Source organism: Micromonospora sp. DSM 43699 (genome assembly GCF_055517075.1).
Window position 1 is genome coordinate 45,761 of sequence record NZ_JBTMMT010000021.1, and the last position, 19,228, is coordinate 64,988.

Sequence of the window (19,228 nt, forward strand, 5' to 3'; positions counted from 1 at the left end):
GGTGTCGGGGAGGGCTCCGCGTGAGCGAGAGTGACCACGCCCTCGCCGAGATCCTGGAGTGGTTCTCCGACCTCGAAGCCGCCATCCCCGGCGTCCGGTCCACCGTCGGTGAGATCCTCATCGGCAAGATCCCCGAGTCGGACGTCGACGCCGTCTACGAGCTCTCCGACGCCTGGGGCACCGCCGCGCAGGAACTCGCCTCCTTCTACGAGGAGGCCGTGCACGCCGCCGACGGCATCATGGAGAACTGGCTCGGCGACGGGGCCGCCGAGGCGTTCACCCGGGAGTGGCTGTCCTACCTGGAGTCGCTCGCCGGCACGGTGGACACGCTCGCCTCCATGGAGGAGGCGGTGCATAGCTTCGGCCTCCAGATCGAGCTGATGAAGTTCATGGCCCTGATCGGCCTGATCATGCTCGCCGTCTCGCTGTTCATGCTGGTCGCCGCCGCCATACCGTCGCTCGGCCTGTCCACCGCCGGTATCCCGGGGGCGTTCGCCGCCTGCCGGGCCGCGATCGGCGCCGCCGCCACCAACGCGGTACGGGCGATCGGCAGCATCTCCGTCCGCGCGGCCCTCGCCGAGGTGACCGCGCTGCTGACCCGTACGCTGCCGACGCTGGTGCGTACCCAGCTGCCGAATCTGGTCCGTACCCAGGTGCCCCGGCTGGTCACCACCCAGTTGCCGCGCTTCGCGCGTACCCAGGTCCCTGCCTTCGTCCGGCAGACCCTGCCGACGTTGACCCGGCAGGGCGCCGGCAACCTGGCCCGGGGCGTACTGCCGCGTAACGTCGTCGCCCGGTCGGTCGCCGACCGGATGGCCGGTCAGTGGCTGCGCGGCGTCACCAACCGGGAGCTGCTGCGCCAGCTCGGCCGGGAGGCCGGGCTGGAGTCCCGGCGGCTGGCCGGGCGGAGCCTGCTCGCCGCCCGCAACCAGCTCGCCCGGGAGATCGAGGAACAGCTGCTGCGTCAGTTCGGTGCCCGGGTCGGCACCGACCTCGCCGCCCGGGGCGGGGTACGGCTCGCCGGTACCGAGGCGTTCGAGCAGCTCAGCCGGGCCACCCTGAGCCAGTACGCGACCCGAGAGATCGCCACCACCACCTTCGGCCGGGAGCTGACGAAGTACCTGGGCCAGCGGGTGGCGTTCGGCGCGGCCTTCATGGGCGGTGGTGACCTGCTGGGTCAGCTGTACCAGATCGCCGGCGGTGAGCGGGCCGGCCTCGACCTCGGCCAGCTCGGCATCTCCACCGCACAGGGCGGGCTCTTCGGTGCGTCGATGTTCGGCGGCGTCCCCGGCCACGTCATCGGCGGTGGGCTCGCCGGCGGGCTGGTGACCGGCGCGACGGACGCCGCGCAGGGCCGGTTCGACCTGCAGAACATGCTGCACGGCGTGGCGGAGGGCGCCAAGGCCGGCGCCATCTTCGGCGCGCAGAACAAACTGGAGACGGTCCGGGTCGGCGGGATGGACCTGCGGATCGGCCGGGACGTGATGGTGCTCCCCGAGGGGATGGCCGCCGTCGACCGGGCCGACGGGCTGCGGGTCACCTACAGCGAGCGCGGCGCGGTCTGGGAACACGTCGACGCGAGCGGCCAGCGGGTGGACGGCGGCGCGATCGCCGCCGACGGCAGTGTGCTCGCCCGCGACCGGGTCCGGTCGCCCGACCCCACCGTGGTCGCCGGCGACGTGACCGCTCCCGGTGGTCCGCGTACCACCCACCCGCCGGTGGCCGCGCTGCCCCCGGCCGACCTTCCGCAGCGCACCCACCTGATGGGTGGTGCGGGCGGTGGGGACGGTGGCGGTGGTCCGCGCCAGCCCGCCCACCCGACGCCGGTACGCACCCCGGAGGCGGGGGTGCGCACCGCCGGGCCGGTCCGCCACGGTCCCGGCGACGGGCCACCGCCGGTGCACACCCGTGCCGAGCCGCCGGTGCCCGTGCGGGACGACGCCCCGCCGACCGGTGCCACCAGGACCGATCCGGCGGCCCCGCACCCCGACGGCGGGCGGGTGATCCGGGGCGGGGTTGTCGCCGAGCGGACCGACCCGGCCGGACCCTCCGCACCCGACGCCGACCGTGCACCGAGCGGTCCGGTCACCCGGGCGGACGGGCCCGGCCGGCCCGAGCCGCCCCGCCCGGACGACGGCCCCGTTCCCGACCGTACGACCGAGGACCGGACCGCGCCGGATGACCGGGACGCCCAGACCGGTGCGTCGATCCGCCCCCGCGACGAGGTGCGGGCCTGGGACTGGGCGGAACGGGCGTACGACCGGTTCCGGGCCGACGACCACGATCTGCCGGACATCGCGGGGCACCTCGCGGACACCCCACGCCCCAGCGGTGCGGTCGGCTTCTCACCAGGCGAGGTGCGGCAGGTCAAACGACACCTGATGGCGGACGAGCACCTGCTCGACGACTACGAGGGCGGACACCGTCGGGCGCGCTTCGACGCCAACCCGGACATCGCCGAGGCGTGGATCCGGCTCCGTGAGGGCCGACACCTGCCCGAGGATCTCGTCCTGCTCGAACACGAGCTGACCGAGGCGAACTACCTGCTCGTACATCCGGACGCCACCTACCGGGAAGCGCACGACGCGGCTAATGCCCGGTACAACTGGGAGAGCATCCGGCCGGGACGGGCCGGTGAGGACCTGGACGCGTCGTGGAGCAAGAGGAGTGCGGATGGCGATCCTGCTGGACTTCGAACTGGTCCGGGAAGACAGACAGGAGGTGGAATACACCTTCGGGTACCCGACGATGGACCGGCGGCTGGTCATCCAGAAGGCCACCGGCCAGGGGAGACCGACGGACGGCCGGGAGGACGGGAACTACGCGGCGGTGTTGGTGAAGATCCTGCGGTTCCACCGCAGCGAGGCGCGCTGGCCCCGGAAGGGCAGCTACGCGGCGTAGCGCCCGGCGACGGGCACGTCCCGTTCAAGCTGGTCCCGGTCGAGTCCCGGCCGATCGGTCCGTCGGTCCCGCTGCCCGAGACGGTGCGGTCCACGTTCGACGGGCACGTCGGCGAGCTGCTGGCCGGGCGGGGACCCGGACCGGTCGACCAGCCGCACCGGGCGAGCTGGGACGAGTCGTCCCGGCTGCTCACCGTGGCCTACCCGGACGGGCTCCACGTCCAGGTGGCGCTCCAGGTCAACTCCGCCCTGCCACCCGGGCAACCCGTGGTGCTGCGCCCCGGGCTGACGGTCGAGCACGGGCAGTGGGTGCAGCGCGAGCCGGCCGGTGTCGTGCTACCGGACCACCTGCCGACCGATCCGTCCGCGCGTACGGCCTTCGTCGACCGGCAACTCGGCGACGCGTGGCGCACCCTGCACCGGGAGATTCACCAGGTGCTCGACCGTCCCGACGAACCGACTCCTGGCGTACCGGAAGCCGGGCGCGACACCACGACGACGCCGGACGGCCCGACGCGGCCTGAGCCTGCGCGGCCTGAGCCTGCGCGGCCTGAGCCTGCGCGGACGGTGGGGGAGCCGTCGCTGGCGGCGCTGGAGGCACCGGCGCGGCCCGACCCGCCGGTGCTCGACGCCGACGCGATCAGCTTCCGCGACGCCACCGCCCCGGCCCCGGCACCGCCCCGGCCGCTCACCCCGGACACTGTGCGCGGCCTGCTCGCCGACGGCGCGGCCGTCCCCGATCAGGTCCGGGCCTGGGCCCGCGACCAGCTTGCGGTACGGCAGGAGGACGGCTCGTACCTGCCGCACCGCCAGGTGGAGATCGACGCCGCGGTGGCCCGGTTGCGCGCGGAGACGACGACGCTGGTCGCGCAGCGGGTACCGGCCGACCCGAACGCCGCCCCGCCCGCCGCCGCCCCGCCCGCCGCCGCCCCGCCCGCCGACGCACGGCCCGCCGACGCCTACCCACGGGCCGCCGACGAGTTGCCGCTCAGCCAGGAGCTCGCACCCAGCAGCAACTTTCCCGCGCACCGGGCCAGGACCGGCGCGGAGTTGCCCGGGCAGGTGCACGAGCTGGTGCAGAAGGCGAAGGAGAACCTGCTCGGCCGGGAGCAGTCGGGGCGGTCGCTGCCCGCGCTCCGTGACCAGCCGGCCGTCCCGTCCCGTCCCCGCGCCGACGCGGCTGCACCGCCGCTCGCCGAGTGGGGGCCATCGCGCGACGGCGGACAGCCGGTCCGGCCGGAGCCCGAGCGTCGAGCCGGTGTGCTGGGTCGGGCCCTGCGCCGGGTCACCGGCTTCCTCGGCGGGGCCGACGCCGCCCCCGCCGCCCCAGAAGGCGGAACGACGCCCCGGCCGGCTGTCCCGGAGCGGGCTCCGGAGCACTCCGGCCGGACACCGGCACCGACGACGCCCGGCTGGCCTGTCCCGGAGCCGCACCAGCCGGCATGGACGTCGGGCACGGAACGCGTTGCGGCGGATCCAGCCACCCCGGACGCACGGACCCTGCTCAAGCTGACCGAGCGGCGCTGCATCGTCGACGAGCTGCGGGCCGCCACCGACCCGATCGACCAGGTCCGGCTCCGCGACGAACTCAACCGGCTCGACACCGACCTCGCCCAGCGTGGCTACCCCGTGCACGAGCTGGAGCGGGTACCGGAGGCGGACGGGGCGGCCCCGGCCGACCGGCGGGAGCAGACCCGCCAGGACGAGATCTGGTCCGACCCGCCGTGGCGGCAGGAGGACCGGCGGCCCTCGCTCGACGAGCTGATCCCCACCACCCGGGAGGAGGCCGGGGCCCGGGGCGAGGCGGTCCGCCGCGAGTTCGCCGACCAGCTGGACGGGCGCGAGTTCGCCGGGCTGCGGATCCGGGTGGACCTGACGGACCCGTACAGCGTCAGCGTGCACCGCAACGAGGTGGTCGTCCGGGCGACCGTGCACGACCCGGACGGCGTGCCCGTCGGCCGGGTGGTGCGGTCCTTCCAACGCGACCACGACGGCAGCCTCTTCGTCGAACACGTCTCGCTGAAGCTCAGCGAACGGGTCCAGGGTCAGGGCTTCGCCCGGGAGTGGAACGGCCACCTCACCGAGTGGTACCGGTACTCCGGCGTGGAGCGGATCGAGGTGCACGCCGCGTCCACCATCGGCGGGTACGCGTGGGCCCGCGACGGCTTCGACTGGGCACCGAACACCGAACACCGGGCTGACGGGGTGCTCGACCGGCTCCGGGGCGAACTCTGCGAGGTGGACGTCGACATCGAGCTGGCCCGCCGCTCGACCGCCGGCGACGGCCTCGTGGCCGTCGACCGGCTCCGGGAACGTTACGGCACCACCGACCCGGACCAGGTGCTGCGGGAGGCGAACCGGCAGCGGGAGGCGGGGCGGGAGATCCTGGACCGGGCCCGCACGCACTCCTTCGGCAGCACCCGGTACCCGACGCCGTTCGAGATCAGCCAGGCCGGCTGGGGCGACCACCACCAGGGGAGGGACGCCTCCTGGATCGGCAAGCGGGCCCTGCTCGGCGCGGACTGGAAGGGCGTCAAGCGGATCAGCGACACCGGCCCGCTGCACCCCCGGTCGGCGTACACCGTGGGGCTGCCCCGGGTGCCCGACCCGTCGGCGATCCACAGCCTGCTCAGCGGGGGCGGCCCTCCGCCGGTCACCGCCGCCCGGGTGCCCGACGCCGAGTTCCACGGGTACGGCCGGGAAGTGCCCGAGCCGGAACTGGCCGGGCAGCTCGGTGCCGACGCCCTGCGCCAGGTGGTGGACCGGTTGCCGGCCGACAGCACGCTGCGTGGCGTACGGCTGGAGCTGACCGCCGTCCCGGCGGACGCCCTGCCCGACGGCGCGGTGGCCCGGTCGGTGCCGATCGACGCGCACGGCCGGGACCTGCCGCACGGCACCGTCCCGCCGGACGGGGGCGGTTGGCGGGTCGAGCTGTCCGACCGGGCCACCGACGTCAACGTGGCCCGGGCTGTCGCCCACGAGGCAGCCGAGCTGGAGGCGATCGGGCAGCGGGCGGCCGGCGGGCTGGACCCGTTCACGCCGGACGCCCTCACCCCGGGGGTGCTGGCCGACGACGCCGGGCTCAGCCCGCACGACCTGGGCCGGCTGGCCGAGGTGGAGGTGCTGACCGACCTGCTACGCGACCCGGTGCAGGCGGCGTACGCCCGGACCGAGCTGCGGGCCCTGCGCGACCATCTCGGCCTGCACCCGGACGATCCCGGCGCGGCGGCCCGGCTGCCGTTGCTCGACGGGCGGCTCAGCGACGCCGGCCGGGACGCGCTGCTGGGTCGGGCGGGCCCGTCGGGCGAGCCGGCCCGTCCACCCGCCGACGGCGAGCCGGGGCACGCCCGCGACGAGGGGCCACCCGGCCGCAAGTCCGCTGACGCCGGCCTGCCGGGACGGGCCCGGGACGACGGGACAGCCCTGGTCGGGCGGGACGGCGACGGGCTGAGCGCGGTGCGTCCGGACGCGGTCGACCCGGCGGCACCGATGCGCGCCGACCTGGCGGCGGCGACCTATCCGGCCCGGGTCAGTCGGGTGCCGTTCGAGTTCGAGCGGTTCCTGCACGACCCCCGCTGGTCCGACGGCGCGACCCGCTTCGAGCAGCGGCTGGGGGCGCACTACTTCCGCGACCCGGAGGTGCTGGACACGGTCCGGACGGCGCTGACCCGGATGCGGGACATCCTGGTCGAGCTGATCGATCCGCTGCACCCCGGGGAGACCCGTGCCGAGGTGGTCGCCCGGGTGGAGAGCGCCTTCTTCCGGGACGACGAGCCGGCCAGCGCCGGCCAGGTCGGCACCTCGGTCAGCTTCGACCGGCTGCTCGCCGAGGGCAATCTCCGCGAGACGATGACTGCCTTCTACAACGCCGCCTACTGCAACTGGAAGAATCCGCACACCCTGTCCCATGTGCTGCTGTCGGTGCTGGACGAGGGGCGGTGGGAGCAGGCGCAGGGCGCGGGCGTCGACGTCGGTGCCGTCCGTCGGATGGGGGGCCTGCTCGACGGTACGGTGAACCGGCTGATGCCGGACGCCCTGCGGGACAGGCTGAAGTTCGGCCGGGACTTCTTCGCCACCGGCAACGTGGCGAGGAGTTCGGCGCACGGCATCCGGGACCTGACCGAGATGACGGCGAGCCAGTCCCCCCGCAGGCCCCGCTCGGATGAGGAACAGTTGGCACTGGCCAACACCCCCGACCACTACGCCCGGCTGGGGACTCCGCTCGGTCGGCTCGAACGGGCCTATGTCGACCAGCTGAACAGGGAGAAGACCGGCGATCCGCTCGGCGACCACGGCCTGCTGCCGTGGCGTGAGGGGGTCACCGCGCACGACACCGACCACGGGCCGTGGGCCCGCTGGGTGGGCCGGGACGGCTTCCCGGTCATCGACGGTGTCTCCGGCACCACCGCCCGGATGCTCACCGCCGCGCGGTTCGTGGGGCTCGACGGCCCGCGGGCCGAGCGGTTCCTGAGCGGCCTGATGGGCTGGATGCTGCCGGCCCGGGACCACTCCCTCTTCGAGATCCTGCGCGGAGCGGAGATCGCCGGCATCCAGCGGGTGGAACTGCGCCCGTCCGACGGCCGTTTCACAGCGGTGGACCTCTACCGCAGTCTGCCCGACGTCGACCTGCCCACGCTGCGGGCCGAGGTGGCGGTCGACGGGCTCTTCCCCCACGAGGCCCGCTACCTGGACCATGCCGTCGACCCGCACGGCTTCTCGGAGACCCAGCACAAGGTCCCGGCGATCGCGGACCGGCTGTGGCCCCAACTTGCCAGCGGTCAGGTGCGTGACGCCGACCTCGCCGACTGGCTGCGGCGCAACGGCATCGACCCGGCCGACACCGCCGCCGTGCGGGGCCTCGGTCAGCGGCTGTCGAAGCCGCACGTGATGGCGTTGGCCGTCTACACCCGACACAGCCACTACCTGATCAACAACGTGATCCGCGCACACCTGTTCACCGGCGCCGCCGGGGAGGTGCCGAGCAGGGCACTCTTTGACCGCAAGGTGCGTGAACTGGTGGCCGGCTACCTGGGGAACCTGGCGGCTGGCTCCAAGGCGTTGCCCCTGCCGCTGATGCTCCGCTCGGTGGTGCACGTCGGCGACGGGCATCTGACGGCCCGGTCCGAGTTGGCCGGCCCGGCCCGGGACTGGGTGGACGCCCACCGCCGGGTGGTCGACGCCCAGCGCCGGATCGACGAACATCACCGGTTGGGGCAGCGGCACGACGAACGGCAGGCACGCGCCGACAAGCAGCGTGCCAAACGGGACGCCGCGACGTCGTGGAAGCAGATCCGGCGAGGGCTCGACGCTGTCTTGCCTCGACTCTTCGACGAGGTGGTATGGCACGCCGACATGGTCCACGACGCGATGATGCAACTGCCTGCCGTCGGCCGGCCGGACCGTCCGCTGATCGCGTTCCGAGGGGACTGGATCACCCCGATCTACTCGCCCATCTACGGGAGTTCCTGGCATCCCACCGGTATGGCGCGGGAGTTCCTCAGCGTCAGCCGGCGGCTCGATGTCGCGGTACGGTTCATGTCCGAGAATCCGGCGTCGGGCGGTAAGGTGCTGGTCGTCTACCGGTTGAGCGGCCAACAGGCCAGGGACATCGCGGTCTTCTCCTCGTTCGCCACGGACGAGGAGGCGGTCTTCCCGCCTCGCTCCCGGGTGCGCCGGACGTCGGACCCGCAGCTGGCCGCGCAGATCCGGGTCCAGCTTCCAGCCGAGTTCCAGGACAACTGCGAGATCATCGTGATGGAAGAGGACTGACCGGTGACGGACGAGAACGGGTGGAACGAGGCGGATCAGCTCTTCGCTGACGTGCACCGAATGCTGCTGCGCCTCGCCGGGCGGATGCCCGACGAGATGGTCAGCCGGTTCCGCGAACTGCTCGGCAATGGTGACCTGAGATACCTGCCGGACGCCGTGTCCGTGGCGACGGTGGAACTTGCCGTCCCGCTGATCCCGGCGGACCGGGAGTTGCTGGCCCGGATACTGGTGGTTCTTGACGTGCCCGGTGGCGAGCCGCAGCTCTACTCGGAGGTGCCGGTCTCGGCCGATCCGCCGTCACCCGTCGCTTTCCGCTTCCTGCCTGCGTCGCCGGACGTCGTCGCCGAGGCGGGAGGCCGGTTGCCGCCTCGGCTCGACCTCACCGGCGGTGACCCTGACGATCTCACCGACCTGCCGCCGGAGTTGAGCCACCTCCGCGACCTAGCCGACCGGCTCACCGACTCGTCCGACGACGGGGTGGTGGTGACGCTCACCACGGAGCCGGGCGTGCGGAGCATCTGGCGGACCTGGCGTACCGGGCCTTCCCCGGATGCCGCCGTGCGCCGGGTGTATCTCGTGGAGGCGGCGCCCGGTGCACCGGCCTGGGATCTCGCGTACGAGGGCCAGGGCTCACTGGCTGACGACGGCGAGTCCGCTCCACAGGTGGAGGTGTACTGGCTGGGGGACGTACTGCCGTCCTATCATCGGGCCGCGCTGGACGGAGCCGCGTTGCTCTGGCACCGGCCGCCGCCCGGAGCCAGCGCGGCGACCGCCGAGGGCTGAAGCTCCGGTGACCGTGGCCCACTCCGGGCCGTTCGATGTGCCCGGCGGGTGACTGACAGCCGGAGCGAGCGCGTTCTGGTTGACGTGCCATCGCCCGGGGGCGACAGTTCGCCGGTGTACAGCGCGAGTCTGAGGAAACTGGAGCAGCTACCCCGCCCGGTGCGGTCTGACTACCTACGGATCGCGGAGCGGACGATCGCGGAGGTCTCCACCCGCTGGTCGTCGGTACTGTCGGTGCCGGTGCTCTGGCTGACCCTCGGCGCTGACGGCGCCGACGTCCGGGTGGAGCGAGTCGACATCGACGAACACGCCGGACGGGCACGTCCACCTGCGCGCCGTGCACCGCGACGATCCCCGGGCGTTCGCGGACACCTTCGCCGTCCGCCGCCGGCCGTTGCGGCGGAGACGGTTCGTACCCGAGGTGTACGAGCAGCTGGCGCAGGCCCGGCGGACGTACCCCCGGCGCGTCTGACTGAGGCCCCTGACCAGGCAGGTGGGTGCGGCCGGCTTCGTTCGCCGACGGGCGGCAGGGGTAGGTCCTCCCCCGCAGGAGGTGACCGGCGATCCGGACAGCCCGGCGTCGGGGTCGCGTCGGGCAGCGGGCACCCGGCTGCCGCTGCGCTGAACGACGATCAGCGGCGGCGGGGCGGTGGCGATGACCACCGACCCTGATCCGGGGTACGGCCGGGCGGTGCGCGGCACGGCGGCCAGGTGCCTGGCTGTGGCAGGATGACGTGCGCCGACGGCCGTGACGGGGAGGTTGCTGGTGGACACGGAGCGGACGACCGAGGCGCTCCAGCGGTATGTGCTGGACCCCGGTGAACCCGTCGAGCAGGCGTGGACCGGCCCGGCGTCGGTCACCGTGCGGACCGCCCGCTTCCGCTATCTGGCCCGGCCGGCGCAGTGGGCGGTCGCCGACGAGGAGTGGGTGGCCGAGGCGGTCCGGGTGCTGGCGGCGCGGCAACCGATCTTCGTGTCCCACGGCCTGGTCTTCACCGGCTCGGGCGAGACGCTGCATCTCAACCGGCCCGAGGTGATGGCCGACCTCGGTCGCCGGGTGGGTGCCGGGCTGCCTCCGCTGGCGTACGCGGAGCTGCTCGGTGAGCTGTACTCGGCGTGGGAGATCGACGGCCCGGTGGTGCGCCCCTTCTCGGCGACCGAGGGCACCCGCGCCGGCTGGCTGGTCTGCGACGCCGACCACTTCACCGACGTGCTGTCGGTGCCGGACGCCCCGGCGGTCACGCCGCCGACGTTCGAGCGGGCCGCCGACGGGGACTGGACGTTGCGGTTCTTCTCGCACAACTGTTACCCGCTGGAGATCCGATCCGCTGTGGACGTCCACCGGTGGACGGTGACGGGTGGGCCGGGTCGGGCGGCGAGCTGGGACCGGGAGGCCGTCGCCGCGCGGGTGGCGCGTCCACTGCCGTGACGCGTCGGCCGGCGGAGGCCGCGTACCGGCCTGGAGGACCCTCCCCGGTCGACGGCCCGGCGGGCAGCTCGCCCGTCAACGACCGGGCCCGGGCACACGGAGGTGACGTGATGGCGATGAACACCGATCCGGAGCGGCAGCGTCGGCTGCGGGAGTTGGCCGAGCTGCACGCCCGGTGGCAGTCCGAGCACCGGGTGGACGATGCGGAGTTCACCCCTGAGGGCGCCGACTCGGCCAACCGGCGGTCACCGTCGCCGCAGGCGCAGCGGGAGTACCTGCGCCGAGCCCGGGAGATCATGGGCCTCGACCCGGACACCGGCCACTACCGGGGGACGGAATGACGCTGCTGCCGGCCGCCCGCACCGGGGACGAGGCCGACCTCTACCTGGAGCTGCACCCGTGCCCCCGGTGCGGGGCGATGGAGGCCACCTGGCGGGGGACGGCGACGACGCAGGGGACCCGACCGGTGTACCGGTACTCCGGTCGGTGCGCCGACTGTCACGAGCCGCGCGAGTTCGTCTTCGCCCTGCCCGACGGGCGGACGGCACCCGCCGAAGCCGGCCCGCACCCGACCACCAGGTTCGGCGGCCCGCAGCCTTCGGCCCTGCTCGACCCCGGTGAGTGGCTGCTCGTCGCCGACTGGTGCGCGGAGGCGTCCGAGGTGGCCGAGCGGCAGGGCGACGACGCCGAGGCGGCGGAGCTGCGTTGGACCGCCGTGGCGGCCCTGGAGGAGGTCCGCAAGTTCCTCCCGACCGACGGCGACGCGGTGCCGGAGTCGGCGTTCTGGTCGACCCGGGGGCGGACGGTCCACCAACGGGAGCCGGGGCGGTTCCGTCGCCGCCGCATCGAGGTCGTCCGGGACTTCCACCTGGACCACATGCCGTGGAGCCCGTCGTGACGCCGCTGGCCGCCCGCTCCACCCACGAGGCCCACCTCTACATGGACCTGCAACCGTGCGGCTGCGGGCAGGGGCGTTTCCCGCGCGCCTCGACGGTACTCACCCTGCCCGACGGGGAGCTGGCCCGCCGGTACGCCGGCCCGTGCGAGGGGTGCGGCGCGACCCGGGAGTTCCTGTTCCGGCTGCCCGCCGGGCCCGTCGAGGTCGAGCAGGGCTTCCGGTACGGCGGTACGGAGCCGTCCCTGCTGATCGACGCGGGGGAGTGGCTGTGGGTGGCCGAGAACCACGCCCGGGGGGTGCCGGCCGGGGCGGAGGGCCTGCCGGAGGGCGACCGGCGACGCTGCCGGGTACGGCTGACGGCAGCCGTCGCCGCGCTGGACGAGGTGGTGAAGTTCGTGCCCCCCGGTGGTGCCCGGGTGCCGTTCACCGCCGTCTGGACGGCGCTGGGCCGCTCGGTCTACCAGCGTGAACCGGGCCGGTTCCGGGTCGCCCGGCTGGCGGCGGTGCGGTCCGCGTACGCCGGGGCGCTGCGTCGCCTCGACTGAGCCGGCGCGTTCGGGCCGGGTCAGCCGACGGTGCCGGTCGGCGCAGCCGGCGGGGTGGCCGACAGGTTCGCGTCGCACTGGGGCGCGGCGCTTGTCTGTTTGGCGACGGTCCGGCCGTTGACGAGGATCCGGCAGTGCACCTGCGGAGCGCCGTTGCGGTATGCCAGCGACTCGTCGACCCCGGGCCGGACCTCCGGTGCCGCCATCACCCACACGTCCTTGACGTCCGGGTAGCTGACGGTCACCATGTGCGCCCAGGCCCAGGTCGGGCTCTTGGCCCGCTGACCCTCCAGCGCGGTGTGCCCCCAGGTGACCGAGAGGCCGAATGGCCCGCCCCCACCGCCGACCACCTCGACGGTGAACGAGACGATCTGCTCCACCGGCTCCGGTTCCGGCTCCGACTCCAGCGCGGACGTGTCGGGGGAGCAGCCGGCCAGGGTCGCGGCCAACGCGGTGATCGCGACGGCGCGTCGCATGGATCCTCCTCAGGGGACGTTGGCGGACGGCGACCGGCCCGCAGCCTAGCGTGCGTCGCCGACGGGTCCCGTCCGTCGGCATGGGATCGTTAGGCTCAGGGCCGGCACCGGGCAGGGAGGAGACCCGTCGTGGACGAGTCGTGGCAGCCGGCCAACGACATCGAGCGGGCGCTGCTGCGTGCGGTGCGTGACGACGACCGCACGGAGTTCTTCCGCCTCCTCACCCGGGCCGAGCTGTACCTGCCGCAGCTACGCGACGACGACGGCGACGGCGGCAGTCAGCGCTTCGTCACCATGGACCTCTTCGGACGCCCCTTCCTGCCGGTCTTCACCTCGGTGGCGACGATGGCCCCCCGGGTCGCCGGGGTGGCCGACGCGTACACCGTGACCGGGTACGACGAGCTGTGTGAGCGGTGGCCGGTCGCCGACTGGCGGCTGGCGGTGAACCCGGGCACCCCGCTGGACGCGTACCTGCCGGTGGCGGCGGTGCGGGCGGCGGCGGACGGCGAGCTGACCGTACCCGCCGGGGTGGAGCTGCTCACCGAACTGGCCGAGGCGGCTGCCGACGACGAGATCGCCCGCTCCGAGGCGATCGGCGGGGAGGACGACCCGGCCGCCGGGTTCGCCGCCGCGATGGGCCGGGCCGCCGCCGCCCCGGCCGGTGAGCCGGACACCGCCGAGCTGTTGCGTGACGCGGCCGAGCGGGGCGACTCCACCGGGTACCTGGACGCGCTGCTCGACGCGCTGGTGGTGCTCCCCACCGCCCGCCCGGTGGACGACCCGGCCCGGCTGGTCGACCCGGACTTCCCGTGGCGGTCGGTGGGGCCGCCGGAGGCGCCGGCGGTCGAGGTGTTCACCTCCCCGGAGCGGCTGGCCCGCGCCTATCCGGACGGCACGCCGAGCCTGTGGGCGACGCTGGTGTCCCTGCTGACGGTCTGGCCGCGGGGGCACGCGCTGGCCGTCGACCCGGACTCGCCGGCTGGAATCACCCTCCCCGCCGAGCAGGTCCCGCAGCTCCTGCTCTGGCCGGCCCCCGACGAGGCCACCACCGGCCCGACGGCCACCACCGGCCCGACGGCCACCACCGGCCCGACGGCCACCACCGGCCCGACGGCCACCACCGGCCACCCGACTACCGACGGCCGGGATACCGGGGTCGGGCGGGACGGGCGGGCCCGGTGAGCGGGGCCGGGTTGATCCCCGGGGCCCGGTACGCCTTCGGCGTGGTGCACCCGGTCGCGCCGATGCTGCGGGTCCGCTACCGCCAGGGCGTGCCGGTCGACCCGTACGGCTTTCCCGACTGGACCCCGTACGCCCGGGCCGTGGTCGAGCTGCCGCCGCTGCCGCCGGGCATCGGGGTGGACGCCGCCCGGGTGCTGGCCGTCCTCACCGCCAACCTGGCCGTGACCGACCCGGCCGACCCGGACGCGACGGGGCGTTCCCCGGCGGGTTGGACCTGGGCGCACCTGGCGCGGACCCGGCGGGTCGCGCTGGTCCCTGCGGAGCTGCATGCGGCGCTGCGGCACCTGGGCGGGGTGAGCACCGGCGACGCCGACCCTCGGCGGCGCGGGCTGCCGGTGGACACCGCCGAGCCGCCGCCGCTGTGCTTCGCCGAACGGCTCGCCCCGGACGCTGTGGCCCGCATCGAGCAGCGGCTCGGCTTCGGGCTACCGGCCGGCTACCGGGACTTCCTGGCCCGCACCAACGGCGGGTGGCCGGGCTGGCCGGCCGTGCACCCGCGCTTCGGGTTCGTGGTCGACCAGCCGCTGTTCGGCGCGGTCCGGGCCGACTGGATGCAGGACCTGTGCCACGCCAACGCCTGGTTCACCGACCGGCTCACCACCGACTGGCTGGCCGTCGGGCACGTGCAGGGCGGGCTGCTCGCCGTGCGGGTGGCCGGCGGCGACGAGGGCTCGGTCTGGTACTGGGACGACGACGACCCCCGGGCGCGGGACGACGACACCGCCACCGACATCTGCGGCCGGCTGCTGCACCGCTGCGCCGACAACTTCGGCGTGTTCTGGCACGCCCTGCGGGCGGTACCCGGGTCGCTGCGCGACCTGGCCGTGGAGGCGGTGGCCGGGGGCCGGGTCGTCCGGGTCGACGACGAGCGGACCGGGTCGGCGCTGCCGGCAGCCCGCCGGCGGCGGGCAGCATGAGGCCGGAGGAGCACATGACGGGGTACGGGTCGGACCGGCAGCGGTCGCGGACCACGGAGGTGCGGGGCCGGATGACGACCGGTGGGGTCGTGGTCGCGCTCGCCGCCACCGTCCTGCTCGGGCCGGTGTCGCCCGCGACGGCGGCGCCCGACTGCGCGCCGCCCGGTGGACGGGTCACCGCGCCGTCCTGGGCCCAGCAGGTGCTCGCCCCGGAACAGGTGTGGCCGTTCACCCAGGGGTCGGGGGTCACCGTCGCGGTGCTCGGTTCCGGGGTGGACGGTGACCATCCCCAGTTGCGGGGCCGGGTCGAGACCGGCTTCGACGCGGTCCGGGGCAACGGCCGCGCCGACACCGACTGCACAGGTCAGGGCACCCGGGTGGCCGGGCTGATCGTCGCCCGGCAGACCGGCCCGTCCCCGTTCGCGGGGCTCGCGCCGAGCGCCCGGGTGCTGCCCGTACGGGTGGTCGACGACCGGGCGTTCGGTGACACCCCGGCCGACCCGGGTGCGCTCGCCCGGGGCATCGACTGGGCGGTCGACCGGGGTGCCCGGGTGGTCGCGGTCACCGTCGCCGCCGACCGGGACACCGGGACGTTGCGGGCCTCGGTCCGGCGGGCCGTCGACCGGGGCGTGCTGGTGGTGGCCGCCAGCGGTGACCGGGCCGGTGACGGCAACCCGGTCTCCTATCCGGCCGGCTACCCGGAGGTGCTCGCCGTCGGGGCGATCGGCCCGGACGGGCGGCGCTGGTCGAAGTCGCAGTACGGGCCTTACCTGGACCTGGTCGCGCCTGGCGTCGCCGTCACCACCACCCAGCGCGGTGGCGGGCTGGTCGAGGCCGCCGACGGCACCGCCCTGGCGTGCGGGCTCGTCGCCGGTACGGTCGCGCTCACTCTCGCCAAACGGGCCGGTACACCGCGCAGCGAACTGGTCCGGCTGCTGACCGTGACGGCGGTCCCCGGCGCGGACCACGCCGAGTACGGACACGGCACGGTCAACCCGTACGGGGCGGTCAACGACCAGCTGCTGCCGCAGGCCCGACCGGTCCCGCCGCCCCGGTTCCGGCCGGCCGTCGACCGGCCCGATCCGGCGGTACGGGAGAGCCGGCGGATCGCGCTGGCCGGCTCGGTGCTCGCCCTCGGCACCGTACTCGTGGTCTGTGTCGTCGCGGTGACCCTGCCGAGGGTGCGGCGTCGCCGGTGGCGGGCGGCCGTCGCGCCGGCACCCGCCCGGTCGGTGGAGCCGACCGAACCGGGCCCCCCGGTGCAGCTCTTCGACGAACCCACGCCCGGCCCCGGCCGCTGACCCGACGTCCGGCCGGACCGGTCGGCACCGCCGGGTCGGTGGGACGGGTCGAGCGGACCGGCAGCGGTGGGGCGGGACGGGGTGGTCAGCCGCCGGTGGTGATCGGTGCCGGGCGGACAGCGACCCGGGGGTCCAGGGTCGGGCCGCTCGGGATGAGCATGGTCAGGCTCGGCGGGACCGCCAATGCCGCGTCCACCGGGTAGCCGAGCAGGCGCAACGCGTCGGCGGACGGCACCGGATACCGGATGCCCAGGTCGGTGACGATGCTGTACGCGCCGGGGCTGCCGAGCAGTTGCAACACGGTGACCCGGCCGGCGGGGGCGGCGATCCGGTCGGCGAGCGGGATGCCGTCCGGTGAGACGGAGCCGGTCGGCGCGGCCCGGTCCGCGCCGGGCAGGGTGCCACCGACGGTCAGCTCCGGTGGGGTGCCGGCATCGGCGGTGGCGGCGCAGATCTGCTGGCCCGGCTCCCGGCCGACAAGCTTCGGCGGGGTGGCGGGCGGCTGACCCCGGTCCGGTGGGCGGGGAACCCGTTGGCTCCTGGGCAGCGACGTCACGTCGGAGACGGCGACCGTCACCGGCTGCCACCCCGACTGGCCGATCTGGATGGCCTGCTGCACCGGGGTGATCGGGGTGACCCCGTCGGCGAGCACCAGGTAGTGCTGCGGTCCGGAGGCGGTCTGGACGACCAGCACGTCACCGTTGCGTCGGCCCGGCACCTCGCGGGACTTCCCGCCCCGGTCGGCGACGGGCAGGGCGGCGAGGTCCACCCCGGCCGGCAGCGCGTTCAGCCAGGCGGTGCCGACGGGTGCCGGGGTGACCGCCCCGAACAGGGCGGGGACGACCACCCGGGAACCCTGCACCAGGTGCCGCCGACCGTGCCAGACCAGGTAGTTCATGCCCAGTGTGGCGTCCTTGACGAGCAGCCCGTCGTCGCCGACGTCCCGGCCGCCGGCCGGTCGGGTGGCCAGCGCCAGGGTCACCGTGTCGACGGTGCGTCCGGTGTCGTCGACGGCCGGGGTGGAGCAGACCGTCCACGGCAGACCGGCGCGTCGGTTCGCCGCCGGCAGCGAGGCGGGAGCGTTGGGGATGCCCATCGTCACCCCGCGCGGCACCGCGCTGAGGGTGCTGGCGGAGACGCGTACCACAGGGGTGCCGGGGCGGCCGGCGGCCAGCAGCGCGGAGGTGTAGTTGAGCGTCGGGTGCAGCCGACCGTCCAGGTAGACGTAGCTGGCGCCGCTCTCCTTCTCGACCACCACCGAGCCGGGCTTGCGCCAGCCGTCCCCGCCGACCTTGGTGAGCAGCCCGTAGATGCCCACCCCGGCGGCGACGAGGACGGCCACCATCAGGCCGCCGAAGAGCGCGCCGATGCCCCGGCGCAGCGGCGACTGCTGCGGGTCGGTCTCGCGCATCACGAACGCGGACATCACCCGCTGGGTCATGAACTGGTACGACTGGAGCTGGTCCCGCCGGGTCGTCATGGTCGCGTCACCCGCCGATCGAGGCGAACATTTCCCGGATCGCCCCGAACAGGCCGATGACCGCGCAGGCCAGCGGGATCAACGCCATGATGGCGACCACGTCGGTGATGTCGGCGGCCCGGCCCAGGTAGGGCGACGGCCGGCGGCGGCTGAAGAGGAGGCCGGCGACCAGCGTCAGCGCCGCCGCGGTGACCACACCGAGCCCGACCAGCATCCGTCCGCCGCCCGGTGCGGTGGCCAGTAACGCCGCGACGGCCAGCGACGACAGCCCCACCAGGCCGCTGACCAGCAGCGGCACCCGCTGGGCGGCGGTGGGGAACAGCCGCCCGCGCAGCAGCAGCGCCCCTGCACCGCAGAGCGCCAGCAGCACGCCGGCCGGGGTGCGGTCCTCGGTCAGGAGGAAGGCGATGGCCAGCGCGCCGCAGACCGACGCGGACAGCAGCATGCCGGTGAGCAACTCGGTGGCCCGCGCCACTGTCACGAAGACCCTCGCCCGCTCGGGCACCGGCCGGTCCCTGAGGATCTCCTCCGGCCGGTCGGGCAGCTCCGGAACCGGCAGCCTGCCCAGCCAACCGGCGATCAGCGGATAGCCGGGCAGCAGGCCGATCACGGTGGTCAGCGTCGCCGCCGCCGCACCGGCGGGGGACACCCCGCCGTAGCAGAGCAGGGCGGCCAGCACGCCGGTGAGACCGGCGGCCGACCCGGCCATGAACAGCCGCTGCACCCCACCCACCGCCGCGTACCCGATGATGCCGAAGACCAGCAGGAGGGCCGAGCCGAGCAGCAGGCTCGGTGCCCCCAGGTCGACGATCCGCGCGCCGTCCGGGGCGGCGAGCAGCGCCCCGCCGAGCAGGGCGTAGGGCAGGCCGGCGGCGGCGACCACGGCCCCGGCGGTGGCGTCGGGCACGGCCCGGGACAGCACCGGCCCGGCGATCGCCAGCAGCGCCGCGATCCCCAGTGCCAGCAGGCCCGGGGTACGCCACGGCGAGCCGACCGCGAGCAGCGCGACCAGCCCGAACCCGAGCAGCGCGGCGGTCACCGTCAACCCGGCCCGTCGGGTGGCGTCGTTGCTCCACGATCGACCGGTCCGGCGCGCGCCGCTGGCGATCACCTCGACCACGTCGTCGTACGCCAGCTCGGGCCATTCGTCACGGCCCGGCGTGAGGTGCAGCAGTTCGCCGTCGCGGACGCCCTGTAGGGCGAGGCTGCGGGTGGCTTCGAGCAGGGTGCCGGTGGCCCGTCGGAGCACCCAGCCGCCCTGCTGCTCGCCGACGTCGCCGAGATCCTCCCCGGCGTGCCGGAGCAGGTGGGGCAGCAGCTCCCCGACGAGCATGCCGTTGGGCAGCGCCACGTCCATCCGCCGCTGGGGAGCGGCGATCGTCACCCTGGCCAGACTGAGACCGCCCGGGGCCGTCACGCTGGTCACCTCCCCGTGTGCCATGCGTCCGCGCGGTCGCCTCCTGGGCTCTCCGCGGCGGTCAAGGTAGC

At 74.8% G+C, this 19,228-nt stretch carries 13 protein-coding genes; 10 read left to right on the plus strand and 3 right to left on the minus strand.

Features of this window, described 5'->3' with window-relative positions:
* Positions 1–20: 20 nt before the first annotated feature.
* The 7 genes from AC0AIB_RS13660 to AC0AIB_RS13690 all read left to right on the plus strand — a co-directional run bounded on the left by AC0AIB_RS13660 (position 21) and on the right by AC0AIB_RS13690 (position 12,324).
* Positions 21–8,669 (plus strand): WXG100-like domain-containing protein, encoded by an 8,649-nt coding sequence (locus tag AC0AIB_RS13660; protein ID WP_465096776.1) that lies wholly within the window; start codon positions 21–23, stop codon positions 8,667–8,669.
* A 3-nt stretch (positions 8,670–8,672) separates the two neighbouring features.
* Positions 8,673–9,452: a hypothetical protein gene (locus AC0AIB_RS13665; RefSeq protein ID WP_328343225.1), complete on the plus strand. Its 780-nt coding sequence runs from the start codon at positions 8,673–8,675 to the stop codon at positions 9,450–9,452.
* A 337-nt stretch (positions 9,453–9,789) separates the two neighbouring features.
* Entirely contained in the window at positions 9,790–9,924 is a 135-nt protein-coding gene (locus AC0AIB_RS13670; protein WP_465096777.1) for a hypothetical protein, read from the plus strand.
* A gap of 294 nt (positions 9,925–10,218) precedes the next feature.
* Positions 10,219–10,881: a hypothetical protein gene (locus tag AC0AIB_RS13675; protein ID WP_465096778.1), complete on the plus strand. Its 663-nt coding sequence runs from the start codon at positions 10,219–10,221 to the stop codon at positions 10,879–10,881.
* A gap of 110 nt (positions 10,882–10,991) precedes the next feature.
* Positions 10,992–11,222 (plus strand): hypothetical protein, encoded by a 231-nt coding sequence (locus AC0AIB_RS13680; protein WP_328343229.1) that lies wholly within the window; start codon positions 10,992–10,994, stop codon positions 11,220–11,222.
* The gene (locus tag AC0AIB_RS13685; RefSeq protein ID WP_328343230.1) at positions 11,219–11,779 is read left to right on the plus strand and encodes a hypothetical protein; all 561 of its coding nucleotides are present in this window, start codon (positions 11,219–11,221) and stop codon (positions 11,777–11,779) included. The genes AC0AIB_RS13680 and AC0AIB_RS13685 overlap by 4 nt, the downstream gene beginning before the upstream one ends.
* Positions 11,776–12,324, plus strand: a complete 549-nt coding sequence (locus AC0AIB_RS13690; protein WP_328343232.1) for a hypothetical protein — start codon at positions 11,776–11,778, stop codon at positions 12,322–12,324. Before AC0AIB_RS13685 ends, AC0AIB_RS13690 begins: the two co-directional genes overlap by 4 nt.
* Positions 12,325–12,344: 20 nt before the next feature.
* On the opposite strand, the gene AC0AIB_RS13695 is transcribed toward AC0AIB_RS13690, so the two are convergent.
* Complete coding sequence (locus AC0AIB_RS13695; protein ID WP_328343234.1) at positions 12,345–12,800, minus strand: hypothetical protein; 456 nt, start codon at positions 12,798–12,800, stop codon at positions 12,345–12,347.
* 129 nt (positions 12,801–12,929) lie between these two features.
* On the opposite strand from AC0AIB_RS13695, the gene AC0AIB_RS13700 reads away from it, so the two are divergent.
* The 3 genes from AC0AIB_RS13700 (at position 12,930) to AC0AIB_RS13710 (ending at position 16,260) form a co-directional block, all read left to right on the plus strand.
* Entirely contained in the window at positions 12,930–13,982 is a 1,053-nt protein-coding gene (locus AC0AIB_RS13700) for an SseB family protein (protein WP_465096779.1), read from the plus strand.
* Positions 13,979–14,959 (plus strand): SMI1/KNR4 family protein, encoded by a 981-nt coding sequence (locus AC0AIB_RS13705; RefSeq protein ID WP_465096780.1) that lies wholly within the window; start codon positions 13,979–13,981, stop codon positions 14,957–14,959. The genes AC0AIB_RS13700 and AC0AIB_RS13705 overlap by 4 nt, the downstream gene beginning before the upstream one ends.
* 71 nt (positions 14,960–15,030) lie before the next feature.
* Positions 15,031–16,260 carry a S8 family serine peptidase gene (locus tag AC0AIB_RS13710; RefSeq protein ID WP_328343240.1) on the plus strand — a complete coding sequence of 410 codons (1,230 nt, stop codon included), beginning with the start codon at positions 15,031–15,033 and terminating at the stop codon, positions 16,258–16,260.
* 85 nt (positions 16,261–16,345) lie between these two features.
* On the opposite strand, the gene eccB is transcribed toward AC0AIB_RS13710, so the two are convergent.
* Together eccB and eccD are read right to left on the minus strand one after the other, a co-directional pair.
* Positions 16,346–17,740 carry a type VII secretion protein EccB gene (eccB, locus tag AC0AIB_RS13715; protein ID WP_328343241.1) on the minus strand — a complete coding sequence of 465 codons (1,395 nt, stop codon included), beginning with the start codon at positions 17,738–17,740 and terminating at the stop codon, positions 16,346–16,348.
* Between the two features lie 7 nt (positions 17,741–17,747).
* Positions 17,748–19,157, minus strand: coding sequence for a type VII secretion integral membrane protein EccD (gene eccD, locus AC0AIB_RS13720; protein WP_328343242.1), 1,410 nt, complete (start codon positions 19,155–19,157; stop codon positions 17,748–17,750).
* Positions 19,158–19,228: the final 71 nt, after the last annotated feature.